The sequence below is a fragment of the Psychrobacter nivimaris genome (genome assembly GCF_904846365.1).
In the GTDB taxonomy this organism is placed as follows: Bacteria; Pseudomonadota; Gammaproteobacteria; order Pseudomonadales; family Moraxellaceae; genus Psychrobacter; species Psychrobacter nivimaris_B.
Window position 1 is genome coordinate 23,906 of the sequence record NZ_CAJHAL010000036.1, and the last position, 6,000, is coordinate 29,905.

General features: G+C 45.6%; 3 protein-coding genes. 2 read left to right on the forward strand and 1 reads right to left on the reverse strand.

The window, feature by feature from the left end; genetic code table 11:
• Positions 1 to 23 precede the first annotated feature (23 nt).
• A complete protein-coding gene (locus JMX63_RS12685; RefSeq protein WP_201572737.1) occupies positions 24 to 947 on the forward strand; it encodes a bile acid:sodium symporter family protein in 924 nt (307 codons plus the stop codon).
• 190 nt (positions 948 to 1,137) lie between these two features.
• Here JMX63_RS12685 and JMX63_RS12690 read toward each other — a convergent pair whose 3' ends face one another.
• Positions 1,138 to 2,280: a formate/nitrite transporter family protein gene (locus JMX63_RS12690; RefSeq protein WP_227673333.1), complete on the reverse strand. Its 1,143-nt coding sequence runs from the start codon at positions 2,278 to 2,280 to the stop codon at positions 1,138 to 1,140.
• A 245-nt stretch (positions 2,281 to 2,525) separates the two neighbouring features.
• On the opposite strand from JMX63_RS12690, the gene JMX63_RS12695 reads away from it, so the two are divergent.
• Positions 2,526 to 5,495, forward strand: coding sequence for a valine--tRNA ligase (locus tag JMX63_RS12695; RefSeq protein WP_201572739.1), 2,970 nt, complete (start codon positions 2,526 to 2,528; stop codon positions 5,493 to 5,495).
• Positions 5,496 to 6,000: the final 505 nt, after the last annotated feature.

Sequence of the window (6,000 nt, forward strand, 5' to 3'; positions counted from 1 at the left end):
GCTCTATCTACAAGGATGTAGTTATGGAAGGTGTTGAGTTAGTCACGTTTATAAATGCAAAAGTCATTCCCATTAGTATCTTTTTGATTATGATGGGAATGGGACTGTCCTTAGTTACCAATGACTTTAAGAGAGTCGTCAAATACCCTAAAGCAGTCGCCATAGGCTTGACCAATCAGCTAATATTTTTACCGCTCGTAGGTTTTGCTTTGGCAACCACCATGTCTCTCGAGCCAGAGTATGCCGTTGGGGTTATGTTGCTGGTACTGTGTCCTGGTGGCACGACATCGAATCTATTTACCTATTTAGCCAAAGGTGACGTCGCACTTTCGGTCACCATGACCGCTATTGCCAGTGTCATTACCGTATTTACCATTCCTATCGTCCTCAGTTTTTCGCTCGTATACTTCATGGGAGCGGGTAGTGAGTTTCAGTTGCCAGTGGTCAAGACCATGGTCAGCCTAATTGCTCTGACTATTTTACCCGTCAGTATTGGTATGTTGATCAAACGTTATGCGCCTAACGCGGCAGACAAGGGACAGGTGATGGTGTCTCGTTTTGGCGTGATATTTTTGAGCTTCTTGGTACTTTTCTTAAGCTATGTGCAACGAGACATTATCGTTGAAGCGTTAATCGCTACTGGCCCTGTGGCATTGATACTGAACGTATCGACGATGGCGCTTGGTTATTACACCAGTAAATGGTTCGGTCTAAATCCTGCACAAAGACGCTCGATTACTATGGAAGTCGGCCTACAAAACAGTACGCTTTCAATGTTTATGGCACTGACGCTATTGGCTAACTATAAGATGTCGATGACGCCAGCCATTTATACGCTAATCATGTTCTTGACCGCTGGTATCATGGTCAGAGTATTTACGGCCCAGCATAATAAAGCCAAAAGAACCGAGATAGAAAACAGTGTATTGGCAGCACGTAGAATGTAAGAGGTTTAAAATAAACGTAGTAACGCACTGTTGCGCCAGTTGAGACAATACTTGGCAAAAATCAACAATGTATGATGCAATAAAAAAAGCCCATAATCCGCTTTGTATAATGAAGCGTGTTATGGGCTTTTATGTTTAGTGCTCGTTTTAACTCAAACCAGCTTTAGCTCAAATCAGTTTTATCTCAAGTCTAGAATCTTCGTCTGTCCATTTTCGCTCTTGCCTCGGCAGCTTGCTCTTTGACTTTTTCAATTTCAAATAAGAACGTACGATTTTTAAGCACCGCGACGAATACCACGCCGCCGACTGTATTGCCCACCAGTACCACGACTAAAAATACCAAGTAGCGCCAGAGACTGACGGTATTGCCATACAGCAGCGCTGAAAATACTTCGATATTGCCCACGATACTATGATGCAAGCCTAAAAACCCAATGCTACCAGTGATAAGCGTCACCAATACGATACGGCTAAGTGTGTCACGTGCGGAGGTCACCAGCCATGCGGCCACGCCCATCATCCAGCCTGCTAGCACGGCGCTGCCAAAGATAACCCACCACTCAAAACCTAAGATATGCTCGGCATAAACATCGATAGCATGGTCTGTAAACAGGTGCATATGCAGTCCTAGACCAATCATTAACGCCGCAAAGATACAGCCGCCAACGATATTACCAGCGATGACGATGCCCCACAGCCGCAGGAGCTTGTGCAGCGGTTCAATTTTATTTAAGACAGGCAAGCTTAAGAGGGAAGTCTGCTCTGTAAATAATAACGACTGACCAATCACTACGATAATAAAGCCGATCGGATACAGCAGTGACGACAGCACCATGGCATAGCGACTTGGTATCACATCATTAAGTAGGGCAAACGCTGATAGAATCATAAAAAAGCTGATACCAATCTCTAGCCCAGCCGTAAAAGCACTGGTAAATAGCGAGCCAAGTGAACGCTCAAAGGTTTCTTTGGCGTGGATAACTTGCTCGACTAAGATGCTGGCGTAGCTTTTCGCTTGGCTTAGATTGTCGTCACTGGCGACCTTTTTGATGGTTTCTTTGTCTTCGTCGCTGATTTCTTCTGGCAGGTCATCATTTTCTAAGTCTTCGGTGGCTTTGATAGGTTCGTCTGCATCACTATCTGAAGTTTCGTTTGCATGACTGTCTGTAGTGTCGTCTGCGTCCTTGTCTACCTCAATGTCTTTAGAAGGGCTGCCGCTTTCTTCTAGCGTATCGTCGCCTTTAGGCACAGGAGTAGTGGTACTCACATTTGTACGCTCATCGTTTGGTCGATTAGCCTGAGAATCATGGTCATGCTCGGTATCTTGGGACACGGTTGGCTCGCTGGTTATAGGCTAATAATTTTGTTGCATAAGTAATCTCTATTATATTTCCCATTCTTTTGATTGCTGTTGTTAATTGATTAACAATTTGAGTAATAAATCGCCTTCAGGCTTTATAAATTGCCTTACCATCTAACAAAATCTGCCTATCTGCGTTAAAATCACACTATCAACTATTTTTCCTGTTTTTATAGCGTTTTGACCACATTCATTATCAACAATAAGATCACCCTATTATGAGCAATCCTAATACCGATACCAGCATTGATAGCAATGCGAAAACCAATCTGACCCAGTCGATCCAAGCGGCGCTAAGCCAATTAGAGAGTGCCTATAATCCTGCGGAAGTTGAAGCAGGCATGTATCAAGGCTGGGAAGAAAGCGGTTATTTTCAGCCGACTTTTGATAAAGACGAGTCGTTTTCTATTGCGCTGCCACCGCCAAACGTCACGGGCTCGCTACACATGGGTCATGGTTTTAACAACGCTATTATGGATGCGCTCACCCGTTATCACCGCATGGATGGCGACAATACGCTGTGGCAGCCAGGTACGGATCATGCGGGTATCGCCACCCAGATGGTCGTTGAGCGTCGTCTGGAAGCGCAAGGTATCAAGCGCCGTGATATGACACGTGCAGATTTCATCGATAAAGTATGGGAATGGAAAGAAGAGTCAGGTGGCAATATCACCAGCCAGATTCGCCGTTTGGGCAGCTCGGTTGACTGGTCGCGTGAGCGCTTTACCATGGATGATGGCTTGTCTAATGCGGTAAAAGAAGTGTTCGTTCGTCTTTTCGATGATGGTTTGATTTATCGTGGTAAGCGTTTGGTCAACTGGGATCCAAAGTTCCAAACCGCATTGTCTGATTTAGAAGTCGAAAACCACGACGAAAAAGGCAGCTTGTGGCATTTCCGCTATCATTTCACCGATACAGACCTAACCACCCAATATGGTAAAAACTATCTGGTCGTCGCAACCACACGTCCTGAGACTTTGCTTGGTGATACCGCTGTCGCCGTTAATCCTAGCGATGAGCGTTATGCGCATTTAGTCGGCAAAACCATTACCTTACCGATTACGGGTCGTGTCGTGCCTATCGTCGCTGATGATTATGTCGAAAAAGACTTCGGTACGGGCTGTGTAAAAATTACTCCAGCGCATGATTTTAATGATTATGAATTGGGTCGTCGCCATAGCTTGCCACTGATTAACATTCTTGATGAGCGCGCTAATATCTTGCCAGCGATGGAAGTCTATCCTGACTTGCAAACACGTGAGCCAGAGCTAGAGACTACGCCTAGCGAGTATGCCGGACTTGAGCGTTTTGCCGCGCGTAAGTTCCTTGTAGAGCAAGCAGGCGAGCAGGGCTGGCTAGAAGATATCGAAGACTATGCGCTAAAAGCCCCGCGTGCTGAGCGTGGCGGCACGATCGTTGAGCCGTGGTTGACCGATCAATGGTATGTCGCGGTCAAAGAGCTTGCCAAGCCTGCGATTGACGCAGTAGAAGACGGCAGCATTGAGTTCGTCCCTGCGCAGTACAAAAACATGTATATGGCGTGGATGACCGATCTACAAGACTGGTGTATCAGCCGTCAGCTGTGGTGGGGTCATCGTATCCCTGCATGGTATGACGATTCGACAGGTGAAATCTATGTCGCTCGTGACGAAGCGGAAGTGCGTAGCAAATACAACCTAAGTGATGATGTAAAACTGCGCCAAGACGATGACGTGCTCGATACGTGGTTCAGCTCTGGTCTATGGACGTTCAGTACGCTTGACTGGGCAGACGTCAACGCTGATCCACGCGTGATGGATACTTTCCACCCAACCAGCGTGCTTGTGACAGGTTTTGATATTATCTTCTTTTGGGTGGCCCGCATGATCATGATGACTATGCATTTCGTGAAAAACGAAGATGGCACGCCGCAAGTACCGTTTAAGACCGTCTATGTGCATGGTCTGGTACGTGATGGCAATGGTCAAAAAATGTCAAAATCAAAAGGCAACGTCTTAGATCCGATTGATCTCATCGACGGTATTGAGCTAGAAGCACTGGTAGAAAAACGCACCAGCAATATGATGAATCCAAAAGACGCGGCCAAAATCGAAAAGCAAACGCGTAAAGAGTTCCCAGAAGGAATCCCAGCCTATGGTACGGATGCACTGCGCTTTACCTTTACCTCGCTTGCCAGTACGGGTCGCGATATCAACTTTGATCTAAAGCGTGTCGAGGGCTATCGTAACTTCTGTAATAAAATTTGGAACGCCAGCCGTTTTGTACTGATGAACTGTGTTGATGGTGACAGCAACGCCAAGCCTATCGACCAAACGGCGAATCCTGATGTATGGGAATTGCCAGAAAAATGGATCATGAGTCGTCTGAACTCTAGTATCAAAGACATTCATCAGCATTTCGCTCAGTATCGTCTCGATATGGTCAGCCAAGATATCTATGAGTTTATCTGGAACGAATACTGTGATTGGTACGTTGAGCTTGCCAAAGCCAGCCTAAATGATGATTCGGTATCGGATACGCGTAAAGCGCAAATCCGCTATGTACTACTGCACGTACTAGAGACTGCGCTACGCTTCACCCATCCAATCATGCCGTATCTGACTGAGCAAGTCTGGCAGACCATCGCGCCGCTACTGGGTCGTAAAAACACCGACAGCATCGTGGTCGCTGACTATCCACAGACCGATGCCAGCCAAATCAGTGAGCAGACTGAAGCGGATATGGCATGGCTACAAGAGCTAATCGCTAGCGTCCGTAACATCCGTGGTGAGATGAAACTGGGTAACGCGGTACGTCTGCCAGTGCTACTACAAAACGTCTCTCAAGATGAAGATGCGCGTCTATCCCGTATCAAAAACCAGTTCAAAGCGCTGGCCAAAGTCGAGAGCTTAGAGATCGTCAAAGAAGGCGATGAGGTGCCACTGTCATCATCAAGTATGGTCGGTCAGCTACGGGTACTCGTACCGATGAAAGGTCTGATCGATCCAACGGCTGAGCTAGCACGTCTGGGTAAGTCATATGATAAGTTGAAAGGTCAAGCCGAAGGTATCGCGCGTAAGCTAGGCAATGAAGGCTTTGTCAGTAAAGCACCTGCGGAAGTAGTCGATGCGGAAAAGGCAAAACTGGCTGAGTTAGAAGGGCAGTTGACCGCGATGACGGCGCAGATGGAGCAATTGAAAGCGTTGTAATTGGCATAGTAATAGTTGTAGTAATAAAAAACGCTGTCACAATTGTGATGGCGTTTTTTATTGTCTACTGGTTAGTTCTCTAACCAATTCTTAGCTCTGATAAATAACTGAATATTTGTGTGCTATTATCCATTGTCTTACGGGGTGCACACTATTAAGTAAAATAAACATGGTGATACCTGCAAAAGATATTGAAAATTAACGATGAGTTATTTAAGAGATATCCTGAGTAAGTTTTTCTTTATATCAATTAGTTAATAACCTTCCAAAAAATAGCCGAAAATAATATAGATAAGGATAATAGGATGAAGCTTACTCACTTTTCTATCACTAACTATAGAAGTATTACAACTGCCCATAAAATTTCGTTGCATAGTACTGACCCCTGCTGTCAATCCCGTAGAACTAAACTTGGGAGATTTTAGTTACGCAGCCTGACGATAAAAGTCAAACCACACCTGTCTTGGCGATTTATAGCCCAAACCCTTTTGAATCCTAGTCTGAT